The 19,137-nt window shown below is 35.8% G+C and carries 18 protein-coding genes and 6 pseudogenes; 11 read left to right on the top strand and 13 right to left on the bottom strand.

Annotated elements, in window-relative coordinates:
• Positions 1 to 355 precede the first annotated feature (355 nt).
• From QRE67_RS26955 to QRE67_RS26965, 3 genes are all read left to right on the top strand, one after another.
• A complete protein-coding gene (locus tag QRE67_RS26955) occupies positions 356 to 502 on the top strand; it encodes a BC1881 family protein (protein WP_000738551.1) in 147 nt (48 codons plus the stop codon).
• 298 nt (positions 503 to 800) lie between these two features.
• Complete coding sequence (locus tag QRE67_RS26960) at positions 801 to 1,034, top strand: hypothetical protein (protein ID WP_286125474.1); 234 nt, start codon at positions 801 to 803, stop codon at positions 1,032 to 1,034.
• Between the two features lie 238 nt (positions 1,035 to 1,272).
• Positions 1,273 to 1,506 carry a YuzF family protein gene (locus tag QRE67_RS26965; RefSeq protein ID WP_002068860.1) on the top strand — a complete coding sequence of 78 codons (234 nt, stop codon included), beginning with the start codon at positions 1,273 to 1,275 and terminating at the stop codon, positions 1,504 to 1,506.
• Positions 1,507 to 1,573: 67 nt separating this feature from the next.
• Here the strand turns inward: QRE67_RS26965 and QRE67_RS26970 are convergent, their stop codons facing one another.
• From QRE67_RS26970 to QRE67_RS27010, 9 genes and pseudogenes are all read right to left on the bottom strand, one after another.
• The gene (locus tag QRE67_RS26970; protein ID WP_286125475.1) at positions 1,574 to 1,849 is read right to left on the bottom strand and encodes a hypothetical protein; all 276 of its coding nucleotides are present in this window, start codon (positions 1,847 to 1,849) and stop codon (positions 1,574 to 1,576) included.
• A 322-nt stretch (positions 1,850 to 2,171) separates the two neighbouring features.
• A pseudogene (locus QRE67_RS26975) lies at positions 2,172 to 2,630 on the bottom strand (transposase); the annotation flags it as partial.
• Between the two features lie 34 nt (positions 2,631 to 2,664).
• A pseudogene (locus tag QRE67_RS26980) lies at positions 2,665 to 2,990 on the bottom strand (Tn3 family transposase); the annotation flags it as partial.
• 75 nt (positions 2,991 to 3,065) lie between these two features.
• Positions 3,066 to 4,325 (bottom strand): ATP-grasp domain-containing protein, encoded by a 1,260-nt coding sequence (locus QRE67_RS26985; RefSeq protein WP_286125575.1) that lies wholly within the window; start codon positions 4,323 to 4,325, stop codon positions 3,066 to 3,068.
• Positions 4,326 to 4,339: 14 nt separating this feature from the next.
• Entirely contained in the window at positions 4,340 to 5,584 is a 1,245-nt protein-coding gene (locus QRE67_RS26990; RefSeq protein WP_286125476.1) for an MFS transporter, read from the bottom strand.
• 166 nt (positions 5,585 to 5,750) lie between these two features.
• Positions 5,751 to 6,569: an SPL family radical SAM protein gene (locus QRE67_RS26995; RefSeq protein WP_286125477.1), complete on the bottom strand. Its 819-nt coding sequence runs from the start codon at positions 6,567 to 6,569 to the stop codon at positions 5,751 to 5,753.
• Positions 6,570 to 6,668: 99 nt separating this feature from the next.
• Positions 6,669 to 7,382 carry a 2OG-Fe(II) oxygenase gene (locus QRE67_RS27000; RefSeq protein ID WP_286125478.1) on the bottom strand — a complete coding sequence of 238 codons (714 nt, stop codon included), beginning with the start codon at positions 7,380 to 7,382 and terminating at the stop codon, positions 6,669 to 6,671.
• On the bottom strand, positions 7,375 to 7,923 hold the full coding sequence (locus QRE67_RS27005; RefSeq protein WP_286125480.1) for a methylated-DNA--[protein]-cysteine S-methyltransferase: 549 nt from the start codon (positions 7,921 to 7,923) through the stop codon (positions 7,375 to 7,377). The genes QRE67_RS27000 and QRE67_RS27005 overlap by 8 nt, the downstream gene beginning before the upstream one ends.
• Complete coding sequence (locus tag QRE67_RS27010) at positions 7,913 to 8,563, bottom strand: bifunctional transcriptional activator/DNA repair enzyme AdaA (RefSeq protein ID WP_286125481.1); 651 nt, start codon at positions 8,561 to 8,563, stop codon at positions 7,913 to 7,915. Before QRE67_RS27010 ends, QRE67_RS27005 begins: the two co-directional genes overlap by 11 nt.
• A 418-nt stretch (positions 8,564 to 8,981) precedes the next feature.
• Between QRE67_RS27010 and QRE67_RS27015 the strand changes: the two are divergent.
• The 4 genes and pseudogenes from QRE67_RS27015 to QRE67_RS27030 form a co-directional block, all read left to right on the top strand.
• A pseudogene (locus QRE67_RS27015) lies at positions 8,982 to 9,314 on the top strand (DNA-3-methyladenine glycosylase family protein); the annotation flags it as partial.
• Between the two features lie 41 nt (positions 9,315 to 9,355).
• Positions 9,356 to 10,039, top strand: coding sequence for a DNA alkylation repair protein (locus QRE67_RS27020; RefSeq protein WP_286125482.1), 684 nt, complete (start codon positions 9,356 to 9,358; stop codon positions 10,037 to 10,039).
• A 230-nt stretch (positions 10,040 to 10,269) separates the two neighbouring features.
• Positions 10,270 to 11,124 carry a tyrosine-type recombinase/integrase gene (locus QRE67_RS27025; RefSeq protein WP_286125483.1) on the top strand — a complete coding sequence of 285 codons (855 nt, stop codon included), beginning with the start codon at positions 10,270 to 10,272 and terminating at the stop codon, positions 11,122 to 11,124.
• Between the two features lie 16 nt (positions 11,125 to 11,140).
• Positions 11,141 to 13,048 (top strand): annotated as a pseudogene (locus QRE67_RS27030) (Tn3 family transposase); the annotation flags it as partial.
• A gap of 19 nt (positions 13,049 to 13,067) precedes the next feature.
• Here the strand turns inward: QRE67_RS27030 and QRE67_RS27035 are convergent.
• Complete coding sequence (locus QRE67_RS27035) at positions 13,068 to 13,913, bottom strand: MBL fold metallo-hydrolase (RefSeq protein WP_483298655.1); 846 nt, start codon at positions 13,911 to 13,913, stop codon at positions 13,068 to 13,070.
• 229 nt (positions 13,914 to 14,142) lie between these two features.
• A protein-coding gene (locus QRE67_RS27040) for an IS6 family transposase (protein ID WP_286123491.1) occupies positions 14,143 to 14,828 on the bottom strand; the annotation gives its coding sequence in 2 pieces (ribosomal slippage) (positions 14,143 to 14,513 and positions 14,513 to 14,828; 687 coding nt in all).
• Positions 14,829 to 14,895: 67 nt separating this feature from the next.
• On the opposite strand from QRE67_RS27040, the pseudogene QRE67_RS27045 reads away from it, so the two are divergent.
• The 4 genes and pseudogenes from QRE67_RS27045 to QRE67_RS28765 all read left to right on the top strand — a co-directional run.
• Positions 14,896 to 15,322 (top strand): annotated as a pseudogene (locus tag QRE67_RS27045) (IS6 family transposase); the annotation flags it as partial.
• A gap of 66 nt (positions 15,323 to 15,388) precedes the next feature.
• Complete coding sequence (locus QRE67_RS27050) at positions 15,389 to 15,613, top strand: helix-turn-helix domain-containing protein (protein WP_286125486.1); 225 nt, start codon at positions 15,389 to 15,391, stop codon at positions 15,611 to 15,613.
• 132 nt (positions 15,614 to 15,745) lie between these two features.
• A complete protein-coding gene (locus QRE67_RS27055; protein ID WP_286125576.1) occupies positions 15,746 to 16,354 on the top strand; it encodes an IS3 family transposase in 609 nt (202 codons plus the stop codon).
• On the top strand, positions 16,276 to 16,758 hold the full coding sequence (locus QRE67_RS28765; protein ID WP_353507088.1) for an IS3 family transposase: 483 nt from the start codon (positions 16,276 to 16,278) through the stop codon (positions 16,756 to 16,758). The genes QRE67_RS27055 and QRE67_RS28765 overlap by 79 nt, the downstream gene beginning before the upstream one ends.
• 177 nt (positions 16,759 to 16,935) lie before the next feature.
• On the opposite strand, the gene QRE67_RS27060 is transcribed toward QRE67_RS28765, so the two are convergent.
• Both QRE67_RS27060 and QRE67_RS28980 read right to left on the bottom strand, forming a co-directional pair.
• Entirely contained in the window at positions 16,936 to 18,108 is a 1,173-nt protein-coding gene (locus QRE67_RS27060) for a serine hydrolase domain-containing protein (RefSeq protein ID WP_286125487.1), read from the bottom strand.
• Between the two features lie 96 nt (positions 18,109 to 18,204).
• Positions 18,205 to 18,330, bottom strand: a pseudogene (locus QRE67_RS28980) (ABC transporter ATP-binding protein); the annotation flags it as partial.
• Positions 18,331 to 19,137 lie beyond the last annotated feature (807 nt).

The raw sequence follows: 19,137 nt of genomic DNA on the forward strand, positions 1-19,137 counted from the left end.
AAGTTTCATCAAATAACTCGATCAAATAGTCACTTGATTTTTGCAATCCTGATTCACACTGGCACGGACAAGGAGCCGTAAGGATGAAAGAGAGGTAGGGCTTTCATTGTTTTAGGTATATATATCTAAGTCATTATTTTTAGAAGAAAAAACAATTAATCTCACCGCTATCTTTAAGAATTTCTTACATCTACTAAGACAGTGAATAGTAATTGTTTATCTTCTTTACGTAAAATTGATAAACGAATTGGTAACACCATATGGTCAACTACAAAAATGGTTTCCAGACCAGGAAACCATTTTTAATTTCATTTACATAACAATAGTAAATTAAGCAGTAAGAAGGAGTGCACACATGAAAAAAATGTTAACAAAAGAATTAAGTAATGAATTAAAGAAGCGGGAAGGGGTCATTTCTATTACAGTTGAGTCTTATGAAAAAATCGAAGTTGGTGGAATTCGTGTAGATGGACCAGCTGTTATTCTAATTAATCAAGAATAGCTAAAAATAGTTGAATGCACGAAGAAAAGGATCAGCCTTTAAGAGAAGGGAGGATCCTTTTTGTTTGCTGCTGATAATAATAGGATATACATAAATTTCATCTGATGTGATGGGATTAAGAGGAAGGAGAGGGTCGGGATTATTGTGGTCGTAAGTTTAATATTGGTAGTATTTCTTTTTATATTATATAAATTAGTTGATAAAAAAACAAACTAATTACTTGAAACGATATATTGTTTTCTTTTTAAGGGCGAGTTTTATTTTATAGTGAAATGGATAATTTAAAGGAGGAATTTAGATGGATGCAAGGAAAGAACGCATAAAATACGAGAAGATGTCAAAGAACTATGACCGTATTTATTTAGTTTCGTTTCTCCTATTAATTGTACTTGTTTTTAGTAGTGTGATTATCATAGGAGCTACAGGGGGAAAATATGGAGTGTTTTTATTGTTAGCAATTTTACTTAACGTACGTATTACTAAAGAATCTCAAAAAAAGTATAAGCAGTATTCTAATAAAGGGCGTATATAAAATGATAAATATCTTGAAAGGAACAACCTAGATGTACATTCAAAATATCCCTATATCATTACCTATTAACTAGTAAAAATAATCTTATATAAATAATTTTTTAGTAATTTAGGAATAGAAAACGTACCTTATTAAAATGTTATTTTCGTTCCTATAATGAATTATCCTTCTAGCATATTTATAAGATTTATATCATATATTAGGAGAAAGAATGCAAGTTAGAAAGGAGTCTTATAGAATGAGTTATTTGGAGGGAAATGACTTTAGTGAACAAAACATGGTAAGTGTACCTAATCCCTACGTATATCAGACATTACAATCAGTAATTGGTAAACATGTGGTTATTGAAACTGTAAGAGGTAATGTAAGAGGAAAGTTAAAGGATGTGAAACCAGATCATTTGCTCATTGAAGATACGGTACCATATATTGTACGCATTCAACAAATTGTATGGATTATGCCAAAACAATAATCAAATTACATCTAATTTGATTTATAACAGATTAGCGTCATAGACGACCAAGTAAAAACACAGGGTTTTATCTCTGTCTTTCTTCAAATTTTCGTTTTTGAATATATGCTTGAGCATGAATAATTTCTTCCTGAAGCTCTTTTAATTCTTTCATAGATTCTGATTCAATAGCCATGTAAGTAGTAACTAAACTGATCATCATATCCATCTTCTCTACTATATTTTGAATGACCTGTTCAGATTGCTCTTTTTTAGGGTGTTGTATTGCTGTTAATACATCTTCCATATAATTGTTCTTTCTTTGCTGGATATCATAAATAAACTGTTTTGTGTTTGAGTTCATTTGTTTTTCCTCCGTTTTGGATATATTTCCATTCTATCATATTTGAATAGAAAATATTGGATTCCCCTAAATTTACACCTGTCTCGTACATCTCCTCAAATATACAAACTAATTCCTTAACGTACAGGGAACTAATCGAAATGTGTCAATTTTATGTCTAAACGTACAATTTTCTTTTTTGGGTATGGTGACCCCCTGCCCATCAACTTAAGGATGGAAACAAAATAAACTTTCGTTCAAATGAACTAAAAAACTCTTAAAATACTTTTTGTCCTTAAAAATGAGCATGCCAAATAAACCTTGGTAGGTATAGTTTCAAAAATTATGCTGCTTTCTTTTGTTTTTCCAATCGATTATACTCATAGACAACACCCAGAATATCAAAGACTGTTTTCTTCTCATATCGATGAGATTTCCGCCCGTTTTTCTGTAGTAGGGTAAACAGGCGAACTAGGATCTTTGTTATTCTTTGGGTGTTTTCTCGTATAGCTTGATACAAAATGTATAAATGATCTTGGATCATTCCAATCGCTTTATATTCACTCAATTCTTTTTGTTTTTTTTGTAGAATTAGTTGCCGCATTTTAAACATTGTAGAGGAACAAAGAAAAATGGCAATCAATTTTCCATAAACATGGCATTCTAATCGTTCTTGTTTGATATCGTGCCAATGGTGGATTTGAAATAATAATTTCCAAGTTTTAAAGATAATCTCAATTTGCCAACGGAGCGTATAATAATCATGTACTTGTTCCATCGGAACAATTTCCCAAGGTGTATTGGGGGTACCGCCAGCATTTCGGAAAAAAACCACGCTAAGAGTAAACCGGCTCATTAATATTTAAAGGAAGTAATGTTTGTAAATTGGTTGAATACAATTCTTCAAACTTATATTTTCCTAAGAAATTGATATGTTCCCAACCTAAATGCCATATATACGGCATTAAATCTTCTTGGAATTCACCCTTTTTCTTCAGTTCTTCTACTGCTTTTTCCATGTAAACTGTATTCCATACGTTTATATTATGTTAAGTGCACTGGCTCGTTGTAATTGATCTTGAAGGGCCCGTTCTCTAAATTCGCCATTTTTACCGAAAAATATAGCTCTAGCTAATGCATTTGTGGCCTCAGCCTTATCCAATTGTTGGTTAATAGACACACGTGGTTTAAATTGTCCTTTTTCTTGACATAGACCAGTCATGTGCCACATTCCTTTTTAAATATTTTTTTTAAAAGAAGGTTTCCATTCTGACAAATCCTGATAAACAAACGTTATATTGTCACATATTTTATCTACAACTTCATACATATGTTCTATATCATTAGCCGTAAATAATATACTTCCTTTGCGTTGAGTACTGTCTACAATAGTTGGTATGGTGTCGCCCTCTTTTACTAATAGATCAATTAATACGACCTCGGATATGTTAGCTAACCCTTTATACTTGATTTCTTTTAAGCAACCTGGTTTTGGAATCAAGCTTAAAGACATAGCTTGACATTTTGAAGGTACACTTCTAAATTCATCTATAGTCTTAGTAGCTAACGCATCATAATAGTATCCAAATTGAGATATGCCGGTTGTTAGGTCCACCATTTTCCAAATATTACCACCACCTATCCTAACTTGAGACTCTATGATTATTGGCTTATTTTGTTTGTCTATCTTTACTTCTGTATGAGTAATGCCGTCTTCCAGTTGCATGTCATCCAAAAATAGCATTACTTTCTCAATAATTAATTTTTTTTGAGATTCATCTATAGGTGCCGGCATAATAGTATAGTTTATTATAAACGTATCTTCTTTAAATATTTCAGCTGATATAGCTAGTATAGAATGTTTTTTGTTATAAGAAACGGTTTCGACCGTATAAACTACGTCACCTTCAACGTACTCTTCCACTAAAACAGGTAGTTGAATACCATTATCTTTAATAAATACCTCTACGTCATCTCCCGTGTCTAGCTTAGACACTCCTTTACCACCTGCGCCAATCGGGGGCTTTATTATAATACTATCTTTTTTGTTCAAAAATTCATCAATGTCTTTTATATTATTGCAAACTATCGAATCTATCGAAAAGTCTTTGCCTGCTAGAATTTCACGCATCATGTCTTTATTGCGGGTTATCATATTAGCATTGTAAGAAGGTCCTTTAACATTAAAAATCTTTGCAATTATGCAAGCCGTATCTAAGGCTGCTTCGTTGAAAGATACAACCACATCAAATGGTTTCTCTTTGTACAATTCTTCAGCATAGTATACACACAAGGGTATGTTTGTTGTGTCTATTTCTTTTTTATAGAAACACTTTTCTAAGATAGTTCCATCAAAATATATGTGTTTAGTGTAAGACCCTATATACGAAACAGTATACCCCCTGTCTAAAGCATCTTGTATAGGTTTTGTCCATCCCCCTATAAATAAAATGTGTGGTGTATTTTCTATGTCAGTTCCTTTTGATACCTTATACATCATAATCATCTCCTCTAAAATGAACTCGTATATTCAATGTCGGTTCCTTTTGATACGCCTCGCCTTAACAACACCATTAAACACAATGTTGTTCCGAAGCCCCCTATAAATAACGTAGTTTGAAGCCCAAATATAGAAACTAAAAATGCACTAGCAAAACTTCCCAATGCCCAAGCTCCCCAATTAAGCGTACGCTGTACAGCATTTACTCTGCCTAGCATGTGACTTGGTGAGGCAAGTTGTCGTATGGTTGCAGCGTAAGGGCCAAATACACCTTCTCCCATACCATGTATGATACTTGCAGCTACTATACCGTAAACGGTTCCCAAATATCCCATTATCGGTATAAAGGCCAGACCGATAACTGATACAGTAGCGCTATAAATAAGCATTTTTGTATTATTAATTTGTTGACTTTTTTTCATGAGTATCGTATTGCCTATTAAAAATCCCACCGCTGCTGAACCTACAACAAAGCCTATTTCAAGTTCAGATAGACCCATTACCTTATAAAGGAATATTACTAAAATGCTATTTAGTATGTATTTAAAAAAACCGTAAACAGCGCCACAGCTTACAATTGGTTCCAATACAGGGTGTTTTTTAAAATATATCAAACCTTCATATATGTTTTTGTATACGGATTTTATATTTACGTTTTTTAAAGAGCCCTCTGTATGCGGTTTAAACTTTGAAATAAATAATACAAACACAAAACAAACAAAATACGTTACTGCGTCAACAGTGAAAGAGCCTGTTAATCCAACTAGAGTAATAACGATTCCTGCTAGCATAGGACCAATTACTATAGAAAGAGACTCCGAAAGTGCTAGTTGAGCATTTCCTTTTTTTAAGTTGTCTTTATCTGTTAATATTTCCGGTAAGAAAGAAGGAATTGCAATGTTGTAAAACGTGGTAAATATTCCATTTAAAAACATGAGAAACACCAATAAAGGGAACGTTATTATATTTGTTACAGTCAGTATGAATACTGATAAAAATAAAACGCCTTGACATATACTACAAATTAGCAAAACATTTTTTCTATGAAGGATGTCTATCAAAGCACCGGCTACTAATCCGAAAATTAGGTAGGGTATGAATATAATCCCACGAAGCATGGCAGCATTTGCCTCACTTGTTTCTAGAACCTCTAATGCAAAAAGAGGCAAAGCTACTATTGTAAACTGGGTACCTAACAAACTTATAGACTGTCCTAGCCAAAGTTTGTGAAAATTAAAATGTTTGCTATTTTTCATAATAACCCCCTATTAATTCATATTTATAAATTACCAAGTTTACGATATAAGTAAGATCAGGCGAAACCTATCTTTCATCTAATGTCTGTACCACATAAAAATTCGAAACCTGTTATAAAAGCGATTTTAGTTCCAAAACGAAGACTTGATGTTTACTATTATAACGTTAGGGCTCGAAACCCTTCTGGCTAATGAAAAGTTCATCTTCCGAAAAATACTGCCGCATTCGTTTATAAACCAATTGATAGACGGATGGATGATACCATTCTTCCATTTCTAGATTTCTATATAACGCTTGTAAGCCCATCCTGTGTGTTCGTTTACCACCGCTGCCGTCCCCCATAAAATAATCGTCAATACATACTCGGTTAACCAAGGGACGCAATATTTCTGCAAATCCCTCGCTACTTGGTAATACGGGTGCGATGGCAACCTGTGCAGGAATACCGAATTCAGCAAGCAGTTGGAGTGTTTTAAGTCTTGCTGGAATAGGGGGAGCATAGGGCGTAAAATGCTTGCGAATATCTTCCCTATCGGTCTCTACTGTCATACTTACCCGAACTTTGGTTCCCAACTGTTGCAGCATCTTCATGTCCCTGCGGACAAGCGGGCTTCGTGTTTGAACAAGCAAGAAGTCCGGGGGATTGTCCACCATAATTTCCAGTAAAGAATGCGTAATTTTCTCCTTGTGTTCGATTGGTTGATAAGGGTCCGTACTGGATGACATGAAGGTGGTGACCGGGCCTTTGGCCTTAGCTCTAAGCAATTCTTTTTGGAATGTGAGTGCAGCATCTTTTTTAATATCTACCCAAGTCCCCCATTCCGAGTTACGAAAGGTGGAGACAGGCATTTGCCGCACATAGCAATACGAGCAGGCGAACGCACATCCCGTATAGGGATTCAACGAATGGCTATAGCCGGACAAAAAACCAGTTCCCTTATTCAGCAGTGTTTTGGGCGTTTTATATAAATACTCGATTGTCATACCCAATCACCTACTAAATCATATCTGGCGTACGGATTGGAGAAGAAGCAGCAATTCTGAATTGTTACATGCTTATAAGGATGTAATTTGAGTTTGGGTTCACTTCGCATCATGAAATATAACCCCCAGACTATACCGCATTCCCGAGCTGACGGTACCAACGCCATGTCGCAGAGCCACCCTGTAATAGCCACGCGTACCCAATACCGGTCGATATTGAGTTGGAAAAATGAGACCTTCACCTCGATTAAGCGTAATGACATGACCTCTGCTCTGTGCCCGTGGTCGCTGTTCGATGAGTAAAAATTCACCGCCTGTATAGTCTTCGTTCCGTTGGTTCAGAGTAAACACGACTTGAAAAGGGAAGAAGATATCCCCGTACAAATCCTGATGGAGACAATTGTAGCCCCCTGCTTCGTATTTCAAAATCAGCGGAGTAGGGCGATTCTGCCCCGCCTGGTGACATTGATCAAGAAACATCTCCAGGGTTTCTGGGTACTCGGGTGATTTATTCAACTGTTCCAGCCAGCGATTGGCCGCTTTGGCTAGCTCTGGGTACAAGTTATCACGGATTTGTTGTAACCGATCAGGAAGAGGCGTATGATAATATTTGTACTCCCCGATTCCAAAACGATATCGTGTCATGTCGATGGTCTTGCGATATAGGGAATCGTCTTCATAGCCTTTGATTAGACACGCACATGAGTCCGCATTTAGAAGAGGCGGCAGTTTGGCGTATCCCTGTTTATCAAGCATTTGATGTAGCTCGGCCCAATTGAGTTCGGCTAAAGATGCTATATGCTGATCAGACATGTTGTAACTCCTTCCCATTGTTTGTGAAGCCTCGTTCAAGTTCCAGCAGTTGCGTTTTCATTTCCATTCCGCCGCGATAGCCCGTCAGCGATCCATTTTTGCCGATAACACGATGGCATGGAACAGTAATGAGGATCGGATTTGTTCCAATGGCCCTCCCAATTGCCCGAACCGCAGTCGGTTTTAGAATTTGTTGAGCAATATCCGAGTAGGATCGGGTTTGACCGTACGGAATATCACATAGTGCCTTCCATACGGCTTCCTGAAAAGGTGTGCCGTGATAAAAGATTGGGATGGTGAACCGATTGAACTTGCCTTGAAAATAACGAACAAGCTCATCTGCAAAGGGTTGCAATTTTTCGTCATCTCGAATCAGGTCGTTTCCAGGCAAGTAATGATTTGCCCATTTCACCAATTCTTCGAATGGCTGATTTTGCGATCCGACAAAACATAAGCCATTTTTTGTTGCGGCAATGTACATCTTCCAGTTTTCATAAGAAAACAAGGACCAATAGAGAGAACTGCTTTTTTTAGGTGCCATTTGAAAACGCCTCCTTCAAGTTTTGTTTTTGCTGTCTACGGTAAGCTTCCGGCGTTTGTCCGGTTTTCCTCTTAAACAGCGTGATAAAATATGGTGTATTGGAAAGTCCGACAGACTCACCAACTTCAGAAACTGGGTCATCAAAAGTAGTCAATAACATTTTCGCCTTTTCCATTCGAACATGCTGGATGTAGTCCACCGGGGTCATGCCTTTGATTTTTTTAAAGATTCTATGCAAGTGATAAGGGGTTCCATGACTCAGAAGCGCAAGGACTTCAAGCGTCAACTTTTCATCGCAGTGGCTATCCACATATTCAGTTATGAAAGCAATCCACTCCTCATCGGGCAATCTTTGCCCGGTTGGCTTGCACCGTTTGCAGGGACGAAAATGTGCGGCTAGTGCTTGATCAGCATTTTCAAAAAAGCCAATGTTTTCTCTTTTGGGTACTCTTGATTTGCAAGAAGGGCGACAAAAAATCCCTGTTGTTTTCACTGCATAAAAAAATTGTCCGTCATAAGAAGCATTATTATTGACAACAGCCTGCCATTGTTCATCAGAAACAGGGACGGATAGAATTGGCTTGTCAGAGTCTGGTTGTTGATTAGTTCGGTTCGGATTCGTTTTCCAATCGTATGTCATTTTGAATCACCTCTAGCTTCAGTATAAACCTGGAAACCCTGAAAGTAAGTTATTGTAAGCATTTTGAAATGTAACAGCAAGATAACGAAATTACAATGACGAGTTGTTATGTAATCATACGTAGTCTGATTCATATGATTGGAGAAGATGAAAAATCTGTGAAGCCAGGTATCAGGTTTGAATTCAACTCGTCACAAATATACACTTGGAGTGGATCATTTGTTGTATCATCAAAACCACCCGCTCATGACGGGTGGTTTTGATTAATTTAAGGCTTTGTCTACAGCGTTCACTATACTTATATAGTCTGATTCAATTTGATCCTTGTTTTTGTGACACAGCGCAACAAACCCTATAGAGAAGCTATCAAATAAGTCTTTTGTTTGCTCTATATATTGCCCTTCTTGTATATTTATAGAAGAAAAGTGAGTATTTGATTGGTGTTGCACAACTTATGGTAGACGGAAAATTAACAAAACAATCCTTATTAGATACTAATGACCATAAAAAAGCTGAAAAACTTTTAGTTAATATTCGTGGTATCGGTCCATGGACAGCGAATTACGTTCTAATGCGATGTTTGCGATTTCCTACCGCTTTTCCAATCGATGATGTCGGTTTGCATAATGTAATTAAGCTACTCACAGGATCTGAAACAAAACCAACAAAAAAAGAAATCAAAGAGTATGCTGCCGCTTGGACAAATTGGGAATCCTATGCAACGTTTTATTTATGGAGAACCCTATATTGATGTATCGTTTTCTACCATAGTTAAATACCAGGAGGATACGGATGAAAGATACAATTAGAACACAAATTTTTGAATTTATTGATCCAGAATATCAAAAATTTTCAGCAGCACTCATACCTAATATTGATAATGTTTTGGGTGTTCGACTACCTGAACTACGCAAAATAGCAAAGAAGATTGCGAAGGATGATTGGCGTACTTATCTAAAAATAGCCGAAGATGAATATTTTGAGGAAATTATGTTACAAGGTATGGTTATTGGCTATGTTAAAACGGATATTAATGACCAATTATCTTATGTAGCTTCTTTCGTACCCAAAATAGATAATTGGTCAGTTTGCGATAGTTTCTGCATAGGACTTAAATTTACCAAAGAACATAGAGAGCATGTATGGGGATTTTTACAACCTTATCTTTCGTCAAAAAATGAATATGAAGTTCGCTTTGGCGTAGTCATGCTTTTAGACTTTTATATTGAAAATGAGTACATTAGTAAAGTTCTAAATCTACTCGATAACACAAAACATAATGGTTTTTACGCAAAAATGGCTGTTGCTTGGGCGGTATCTATCTGCTATATAAAATTCCCTGATTTAACATTGGACTATTTAAAACATAATACTCTCGATGATTTTACTTATAATAAAGCTTTGCAAAAAATTACAGAATCTTATCGTGTAGATAAAGAAACGAAAGCTCTCATTCGTAGTATGAAACGGAAATAAATTAGCGTGTGTATTTTTCTTGCTTTTATTAATTATTCTAAAGGAGTCATAATCGGGTTAATAAAAGGCGCCAATGGTGCCTTTTTTATTTATTTTTCTAATACAACACAATATGAATTGTGTTGTATTAGCTGGTATAATTAATATGAATCTATGGTTATAACACAACACAATTTAGACCAAACTGGGTGATTATTTATGCAACACAATTTACAGAACAGGGTGAGACAGTGAATATAGTAGAAAGATTTTCTTTTTATCTGGAACAGGAAAGAAAAAGCATAAATACAATTAAGGGATACACATTAGATATTAAGCAGTATATAAGGTGGTTTAAAGAATCATATGATAGAGATTTAACAAATTTGTATCGTCAAAATGTGTTAGAGTATATTAGTTTTCTAAAAAACATCAAGACGCTCAATGCCAAGACCATTAACCATAAAATCAGCGGTCTTGCTAAATTTAACGCATTTTTAATACATGAAGGTATACAGAACGAACAGGTGATTTTCAAAACAGATATGATGAAGGTTCAAACACCTTATGTATCCCCTACCCAGATTACAGATATAGATGTGAAGAAGTTTTTACAAGATGTGTTAGAGGATGAAAACAAACGTAATTATGCAATTGTGATTCTATTATCCTATACAGGACTTCGAATCTCTGAAGCGTTGTCAATCAAAATGGCTGATTTTAACTTACAAACTGGGGAATGTATTATTCGGAACGGAAAAGGAGAAAAACAACGAGTTGTGTTGTTAAATAGTAAAGTCGTTTATGCTCTTAGAGATTATCTTGTAGAAAGAAAAACATACAGTGTGGCACCAAAGTCACCTTATCTATTTATTAGTAAGAAACGTGAGAAACTTGACCGTACGGTTGTAAACCGTATTTTTCAGTCATACAGTGAGGTGATTACACCACATCAACTTCGACATTTCTTTTGTACAAATGCAATTGAAAAAGGTTTCAGTATTCATGAAGTTGCAAATCAGGCTGGACATTCTAATATCCACACAACGTTACTTTACACAAATCCAAATCAATTCCAATTAAAAAATAAGATGGAACTCTTATAAGATAAAGGGGAAAGCTATGGGAGTAAAACAGTTATTATCTGAAGTACAACGTAATGAGCTTATGGATCTATCACGTTTAACAGAATGGGATTTGATAACATTTCACACATTCTCTCAACATGATTTAGACCTAATTTTTCGGCATCGAAGAAATTACAATCGGTTAGGATTTGCGGTTCAATTGGCACTTGTTCGTTATCCTGGCTGGGCTTTATCCGAGTACGATGATATTCCCACATCAGTAATTGGTTATATAGCACAACAATTACAACTACCTCCTGATTCTTTTTCAGATTATGCGCAACGTGAGAATACATTATGGGAGCATATGGGAGAAATTCGAGAAGAGTACGGATACACAAATTTTTCACCCCAACATCAAGATTACCTCTTACGCCATCTAACAAAACAAGCATTAGAAAACGGAAACTCTCTTCATTTAATTGAAATAGCACTATCCACTTTGAGACAATCCAAGGTCATATTGCCCGCTATGTATGTAATTGAAAACATGGTTTGGGAAGCTCGACAACAAGCGGATAAAAAAGTTTATCATATGTTATACAATAGTTTAACGCAAGAACAAAAGTATAAGATAGATGCTTTACTTATGCCAACTGAAAATGGAATATCACCTTTAGCATGGTTAAAAGAGTTTCCAGGTCAATCCTCTCCGGAGGCGTTTCTAAAAGTTATAAAACGACTAGAACGTATACGAGACATTAATTTAAGAATCGATACAACAGAAATTAATTCTAACCGCCTTCGACAACTAGCTAAAATTGGTGCTAGATATGAGCCTTATGCGTTTAGAAGGTTTGATGATGAGAAAAGGTACAGTATTCTTGTTGCTTTTCTTTTGGAAACTACACAGGATTTAATTGATCAAGCGATTGAGATTCATGATCGTCAAATGATGAATTTACAATTAAAGGGAAAAAAGGCACAAGAAGAATTACAAAAGGTAAATGGTAAAAGACTAAATGAAAAAGTCATCCAATTTATAGGTATATGCGATGCGCTTATTAAAGCAAAAGAAGAAGGAATAGATGCTTTTACAGCATTAGATGGTGTAATGCCCTGGAATAAGATTGTAGAATCATTTGAAGAAGCCAAACAGCTATCTAGGCCTGTTAACTATGATTATTTGGATCTATTGGAAACTCGTTACTCTTATTTAAGAAAATACACACCTACACTATTACAAACATTTAAGTTTGGAGCAACGAAGTCTGCTGAGCCTGTTTTGCAAGCATTGGAAACCATCCATGAGTTAAATAAATCTGGAAAGAGAAACGTACCATTAGGTGCTAATCTTAGTTTTGTTTCAAATCGTTGGCAAAAGCATGTGTATGATGAGGAGGGTAATATTAATCGTCATTACTATGAACTTGCAGCATTGACAGAATTAAGAAACTATATTCGATCAGGAGACATATTTGTTCCTGGAAGTAGGCAACATAAAGCATTTGATGATTACCTTGTACCTCAAGATAATTGGAAAAGTGTAACTAGTATTCAGGATTACCTTGCAGTCCCACTCAGAGTTGAGGAATATTTAATGGAACGTATAGACTCGCTAAACCAACGTTTAGATTGGTTGTCTCGAAATAGCAATGATTTAGAGGGAGTTGATATAGCAAAAGGTAAGTTCTATGTTCACCGACTCGATAAAGATACACCTGAAGAAGCAAAAGCCTATAGTTCGCGCCTATACAGTATGTTACCTAGGGTAAAATTAACAGATTTATTACTAGAGGTGGCGAGCTGGACTGGGTTTCATGAACAATTTATTCATGCCTCAAGCAATAAAGCTCCTAATGAGGAAGAGAAGAATATTCTGTTGGCAACCATTATGGCTATGGGAACAAACATAGGTCTAACTAAGATGGCGGAAGCTACTCCAGGTATTTCTTATAGACAGTTTCATATAAGGATTATTGTTAAATATATCTTCCGTAATCAGGAATAGCTACTTTATCAAAATTCTTTACTAAACGACGCAATTCATTTCTTAATTCTTTCCCAAACATAGGTAGACCGTGCCCTGTCACTACAAACTTAGGATTCAACTTCTCAAGTATTTTTACAGACTCCCAGGCGCTCTCCCAATCGGTAGTAAGATATCTTGGTGGACCATTTAATTCTTTTTGTTGAATCAATACTTTATACAATGAATCTTGTCTTACGGTAACAAAAGCATCTCCAGAGATTAAAAAATGATCTACATTTCGAAACAGAGATATATGTCCAGGAGTATGCCCTGGAGTATGTATCCAACTCCATCCAGGCATATGGGGAACACTACCATCCTGAGGCAACTCATGTATACATTTACCTAAATCAATGCCCTCATTTGGAAACAAAGGAGAAATTTTCGCTATAAATCCACCCTCCACAGATCCATCTGGATCTGGATAATCTTTTTCACCATTTAAATAGGGGATTTCTAGCTTATGTGCATAAACTGGAACATCCCATTTTTTTACTAATTCAAGCACAGAACCAACATGATCAAAATGACCATGAGTCAATATAATCGCTTTTGGTTTACTATATTTACCAAATTTTCCTTCTGCAAAATCTATGATGAGATTCATCGATTTTGGCATTCCCGTATCAATTAGAACCCATTCGTTTGGCTTTGTAGAATCACCAACAAAACATACATTAACAATTTTTATACATAAACAATAGATGTTGGATGCGACTTCGATGCTACTTCCATTGCCAAGAGAAGTTAAAGGTAAAATTGTTTCATCTAAATTACTTTTCAATTCTTGATTCAATTTTTCATTCATAAGAGCAAACTCCTTTTTACATTATGCTCTTTAGTATGTAGAATTACTAAAATAATATTACCTTCAAGCTAATTATCAACGTATGCTTTTGTATAGACTAATTCTAGTTCTTGGTATTGTTATTTTATTTTACAAAATTGAATTTTGAGCATAAAAATAGAGGTTCTGTTGCAAAGTTTTTTTACACATAGAGATATGGGAAGATTGTGGTCAAATTTTATGAAACCGTTAATAAATTCTGTAATTCGTTATACGCCGAAAAGACGGAGTCTGATTGAAGACTTCGTCTTTGTTTGTATATGGCATGAAGCGTTTCTATCCCTTTTATCGTACGTGAGGCATGACGAAGACTTTGAAATCCTAAGGAACGAGCGAAACGGCGCTTCACGTGTCGATGATCTTGCTCAATGAGATTATTGAGATATTTTGTTGTACGATGAAAGGTATTTTTGTAAAAGTCTATCCTCTGTAATTTTTTAAATGCGCAAATTAAAGAAGGAGCCTTATCTGTAGTCAGAACCGTTGGTTCTCCATAAGTTCGAACCAGTCTTTTCATAAAAGCATATGCCGCTTGTGTATCTCTCTTTTACGCAGTTGAATATCAAGCGTTTGCCCCTCTTTGTCAATGGCACGATATAAATAACACCATTTTCCTTTGACTTTAATATAGGTTTCATCCAAACGCCAAGATAACTGTACCGTTTTGTTTTTCTTTTTCCAAATTTGATACATCAGATTGCCATATTCATGTACCCAGCGCATAATCGTTGTGGGATGAACTGAAATACCACGTTCCTTCAGAATTTCAGACACATCACGATAGCTTAGAGAAAAACGACAATAGTAGCCAACGGCTACTAAAATGATATCTTTCTTAAACTGTTTTCCTTTAAAATATCTCATCTTGTCGTGCTCCTACTCATTTTTTCTAAAATGTAACGTGGTTTAGAGAACTTTGCAACAGAACCATGAAACCTATATCAAAGTAAAAGGTGATGTATTTATATCGTGCTGTAGATTCCGAAGGGAACACCATTGATTTTTATCTTAGTAAATCAAGAAATAAACAAGCAGCCAAGCGCTTTTTCAAGAAAGCCTTGGCTTTTTCGTATGTTTCTAAACCTCGTGTGATAACAGTAGATAAGAACCCTGCCTACCCTGTAGCGATGCAAGAGTTGGAAGAAGAGAGCCATATGCCCGAAGGCATACAACTAAGACAAGTTAGATATCTTAATAATATAGTGGAACAAGATCATCGTTTTATCAAGAAACGTGTGCGCTCTATGTTGGGATTTAAGTCATATAAAACAGCAACTTCTATATTGAGTGGTGTGGAAGCCATGCATATGATAAAAAAGGGACAAATTGATTTACAGAATCTGATATTATCCCCTTAAGGTAGACAGTGTAAAAAGACCATGAATAGACATGGGTGTTACACTTTTACTTGGAGGGATTTTATTATGGTTAAAAAAGTAGATACATTTCAAACGTATTCAAATGAATTAAAGATACAAGTTGTAAAAAGTTATTTAAATGGTGAGGGTAGCCAATCAGCTATAGCTAAGAAATATAAGCTGAAAAGTAGAACACAGTTAATGAATTGGGTTCGGAAATATCAAGAAACAGGCGACATTTCAGATTTACGAAGAAACAACGGTGGTAATAGTGGTTTAAAAACCCCTTGAAAGGTCGTCTTCGTACGAAATTCAATAGTGTTGAAGAGGAATTAGAATATTACAAGGCTCAGGTAGCGTATTTAAAAAGCGGTATCCAAATCTATAGGAGGTGTTCTTGCCCAAACAGCTAAGTATGAGATTATTGAAGAACTACGTTCTCAATATAAAGTAACATGGCTTGTCATCATTGCGCAGTTAAATCGCTCTAGTTACTATAAGTGGCGCTCAACATGTATACAAAGACAATTACGCCTTTCAAAAGATTATACACTGCGTGAACAGATTCAGGCTATTCATATAAAACACAAGGAATACGGTTATCCTCGCATGAAAGTTGCCTTGCGAGATGCTGGATTTTTAGTGAGCCACAAAAAGGTATACAGACTTATGCGAGAACTCCAAATTCAATCAATCATCCGTAAAAAGCGACGCTTTTTCAAAGGTAAATCCTCAAAGGTTTTTCCAAATGTAGTAGAACAACAATTCCGAAATCGAAAGCCAAATGAGGTACTTGTTACAGATATCACTTATTTGTCATTCAAAGATAAATTTCTCTATTTATCAGTCGTTCAAGACATTTATAACAATGAAATCGTAGCTTGGAAACTCTCGCATCGCAATGATTTACAACTTGTTCTAAAAACATTAGGTTTAGCAGCACAAAAAGAGATGTGTATGGAACCATCATCCACTCAGATCAAGGATTCCAATATACATCTCGTGCTTATTATCATGCGCCTCAACAACTAGGTGCCATCGGCAGCCACTCTCGCAAAGGAAACTGCCATGATAATGCTTGCATTGAATCATTCTTCTCTCATTTTAAATCTGAAATGTTTAATCTTAATTCTTATCAAAACGAGAAAGAACTCATTCAAACAATTGAAACCTACATCTATCACTATAATTACAAACGATTTCAAAAAGACTCAACCATCGAGCTCCAATTGAATATCGAATTTCGATGGCTGCATAGTCTTTTTTACAGTTGTCTACTTGACGGGGGTAAGACCAGAGTTCATCCACCGAGTGTTTGGACTTATAGCATAAAATACGATTCCGTTAGGAATCTACTATCATCCATGTTCTTCTTCATATATTTGCACCAGAATCCAAAAACGCCATCCTTTCCTATGATTCTACAGAAAGAATAGCGTATTTTTTCATTTTAGTGAGGATTTTATTTTATTAGCTTAATAGCATTGGGTTGCCACCGTAATTCCAAAAACCCCAAAAATTATTTTTTAGAGTAAGTTGGGGATTTTGGAACCAGAAAGGTATATGTTTAACTATAAAAACTATGACAAAATTTATCCGGTTTTCCTTTTTGCCTACTTGCTAAATTCAGCAAGTAAAATATTATTAAAAGGATCAGGACTGTTAGCCCCACCCAAATAGTTGATATTGACTGACAACGTATGCGTACCTCCAAGTGTTCCCCCCACAAAGGTGCAAAACCCTGGAATGCTCCCTCCGTGTCCCCAAACCGAAACACCGTTTGGAAGCTTGGTTTCATAAATCCCAAGACCATATCCGTCGCCGAAATCTTTCCCTCCTGTAGGAACTGAGGTAAACATTTGTTTTTGTTCATTTTCCTTCAGTAATTTGCCACCTAACAGAGCAGAAAAGAACTTGTTCAAGTCGCTAGCAGTAGAAATCATCTCTCCAGCCGATCTACCCATACTTGGGTTATAATAAGTAACGTCTTTTAGCTCACTTGCTCCGTCTGGTTGGACATATCCACGGGCATGCTTGGTGCCTGGAATAACGCTTGAATTGCCAGGTAGGAATGTATTCGACAATTCAAGTGGTTCAACAATCCGATTTTCAATCTCTTCCGCATAGCTGTTTCCGGTTACTTTTTCAATAAGGATACCCAGTAATACGTATCCTGTATTTGAATAAGACCAGCCCTTTCCTGGGGCAAAGTCTGGGGGAAGAGAAATCCCCATCTTTACTAATTCTTCAGCCGTATACGATTTTTTTGTATCCATAAGATCAAAGTCTTTTGACCTTGAGTATTCAGCGATACCACTTGTATGGTTCAATATCTGCCGGATAGTAATCTGTTTAGCATCATATCCGTTTCCTTGAATGACACCAGGCAACCATTTTTCGATGGAGTCGTCTAGATTCAAGCGGTTCTCTCCAGCTAATTGAAGTACAACCGTTGCGGTGAACGTCTTCGTCACGCTGCCAATGCGAAAGCGAAAATCTGTTTTCATTGGCTTCTTGGTGCTCAGATCCGCTATCCCAGCGGCATAACTCCACGTTTTTCCACCCTCGGAAGTTTTAGCAAGTATCCCTGGGATTCCAAGTTGCAATGTATCTCGCATTGCTTGCTTGACGGAATTACGATCTCGCTCAGTGCTTGTTTGTAACGAACTAGATACATTTTGAGCAGGCTCTGCTTTTACAATTGAGGTTGGCGTTGTGTATAACAGGGAACTTCCAGCTATTAAAAGGGCCAGACTTGCAAATGTAATTTGACTACGTGTTTTCATAAGGAATTCCTCTCCTCTATTCATATTGTATAGGTGGTTACTTGCTGTTTCATACTAACCACACAGCTATCATCTCTACCAATGACAAAAGGTCAACATTAAATTTGTAATCATCTTCATAATGATTATTTTTACAAACACCATTCTGTCCTAACAAACGGTAAATCCCTCTTTTTTCACATGTATGTTAACCACAGAAATTACTTCTTTTCCTTGAAACACTCTTGTTAACTGGTTTGTTTTTCATATATACGTCATATCTGTTCCGCCTTTCACACCTCGTTATATTTTTATCATACACAATGAAAATTTCTTTTTTCTTACCCATTCCTTACAAATTACTTACGTTCAAAATAGCTTCTATAATAGGGTAGAAGGAGCATCTGTTCCGGAAAGTTCAATAAATATATTAATCAAAAAGAAACACAGAGGTTTTTCACTTCTGTGTTTCTTTTTTCCATCCTTTAAATATTAAAGATTCGATTTACTCTTAACAAGGTGAATTCCGGCTCTTTTCTAATGTGATTTTTCTTCTTGCGATACAACATAAATGACATTGTTCTGCATGAAACACTCCTAACGTTGTTAAAATCACTTGTTTCTAAGTGGAAATTTATTTTAACCTAGGGGTGTACTCCATATCCATCAGCTTAATAAAAATAAACGCCTCAAAACGAAAAAATGAGCTGACTTCTCAAAGTAACTACCTGGGGTCACTATATCATTTCGGGAAAATTGTACGTTTAGACATAATTTGGACACACTTTAACCAGTTCCTGTAGATTTAAAATAAAGTTGCACTGTTTATAAAAAAGTCATACCGTTTTGAAAAAAGTTGTACTGTTTTGCTCTTTTTTTATTAAAGAATTCTAAGTGAGTTTTAATTAAACTTTTTTATAAAATGGAATGTTCATTCAAAAAGAAACGAATCCATTTTGATTAATCTTTTTTCAAAATGGATTCGTTTTCTGTATTTAAAAATATGGGTTTATATAAAAAAATTTTACAAAATCAGTCTGTCTAAAATCA

It is taken from the genome of Bacillus sp. DX3.1 (genome assembly GCF_030292155.1).
In the GTDB taxonomy this organism is placed as follows: Bacteria; Bacillota; Bacilli; order Bacillales; family Bacillaceae_G; genus Bacillus_A.

Coding starts and splice junctions, on each gene's coding strand:
- QRE67_RS27020 (WP_286125482.1), top strand. CDS start 9,356: ATGAAAGATACAATTAGAACACAAATTTTTGAATTTATTGATCCAGAA.
- QRE67_RS27010 (WP_286125481.1), bottom strand. CDS start 8,563: ATGACATACGATTGGAAAACGAATCCGAACCGAACTAATCAACAACCA.
- QRE67_RS27060 (WP_286125487.1), bottom strand. CDS start 18,108: ATGAAAACACGTAGTCAAATTACATTTGCAAGTCTGGCCCTTTTAATA.
- QRE67_RS27005 (WP_286125480.1), bottom strand. CDS start 7,923: ATGGCACCTAAAAAAAGCAGTTCTCTCTATTGGTCCTTGTTTTCTTAT.
- QRE67_RS26995 (WP_286125477.1), bottom strand. CDS start 6,569: ATGACAATCGAGTATTTATATAAAACGCCCAAAACACTGCTGAATAAG.
- QRE67_RS26985 (WP_286125575.1), bottom strand. CDS start 4,325: ATGTATAAGGTATCAAAAGGAACTGACATAGAAAATACACCACACATT.
- QRE67_RS26970 (WP_286125475.1), bottom strand. CDS start 1,849: ATGAACTCAAACACAAAACAGTTTATTTATGATATCCAGCAAAGAAAG.
- QRE67_RS26960 (WP_286125474.1), top strand. CDS start 801: ATGGATGCAAGGAAAGAACGCATAAAATACGAGAAGATGTCAAAGAAC.
- QRE67_RS27000 (WP_286125478.1), bottom strand. CDS start 7,382: ATGTCTGATCAGCATATAGCATCTTTAGCCGAACTCAATTGGGCCGAG.
- QRE67_RS26990 (WP_286125476.1), bottom strand. CDS start 5,584: ATGAAAAATAGCAAACATTTTAATTTTCACAAACTTTGGCTAGGACAG.
- QRE67_RS26965 (WP_002068860.1), top strand. CDS start 1,273: ATGAGTTATTTGGAGGGAAATGACTTTAGTGAACAAAACATGGTAAGT.
- QRE67_RS27050 (WP_286125486.1), top strand. CDS start 15,389: ATGGTTAAAAAAGTAGATACATTTCAAACGTATTCAAATGAATTAAAG.
- QRE67_RS26955 (WP_000738551.1), top strand. CDS start 356: ATGAAAAAAATGTTAACAAAAGAATTAAGTAATGAATTAAAGAAGCGG.